The organism is Paenibacillus sp. A3 (genome assembly GCF_001399685.1).
In the GTDB taxonomy this organism is placed as follows: Bacteria; Bacillota; Bacilli; order Paenibacillales; family NBRC-103111; genus Paenibacillus_G.
The window spans coordinates 1-675 of record NZ_JTHN01000429.1; the positions used below are offsets into that span (position 1 = coordinate 1).

Sequence of the window (675 nt, forward strand, 5' to 3'; positions counted from 1 at the left end):
CGTCCGCATCCGGATGCTCTTGAAAAAATCGTACAAGCTCATCCACGTTTCGTTTATCGCCTAAACCGGTAATCTCCAGCTCCAAGCTAACATGTTCGATTTCGGTATCCAGAAGCTCTTCCCTAAATCCTTGAAATCTCTTGCTCGCCAGCAATGCGGCGTGATTCGGCCCGCCTACTCCGCCAGAAATATGCGCCAGCTTGCGGCAGCCCTTGTCGACCAATAATCGGGATGCGAGTCTGCCTCCCGTATAATTATCGGAAGTAACGATGGGAATATTATTGGCAACCGTACGATCAAATGAGATGATCGGCAAATTTAAATTGAGATAATGCTTGACGTCCTGCACATTGCTTCCCATAACAATTGCGTCCACTTGATTCTTCTTCAACATGTCGATATACTTGCGTTCTTTCGAAATATCGCGATTGGAATTGCATAGCAGCACTTTATACCCGTTTTGATCGGCATGATACTCAAGATGATAAACCAGCTCGCTAAAAAAAGGATGAGATACTGTAGGAATAATCAGACCGATCATATTCGATTTTTTTCTAAACAGGGAACGAGCCATTTCATTCGGCTGATAATTTAGCTCCTTCATTGCTTGAGCTACCTTATCCCGTGTCGCTTGACTGATATATCCCCGGTTATTGAGCACGCGGGAGACCGTCG

The 675-nt window shown here is 45.3% G+C and carries 1 protein-coding gene; it reads right to left on the reverse strand.

The features are described from left to right. A partial coding sequence (locus QJ48_RS35180; RefSeq protein WP_063858230.1) for a LacI family DNA-binding transcriptional regulator occupies nt 1-675 on the reverse strand: 675 nt, incomplete at both ends.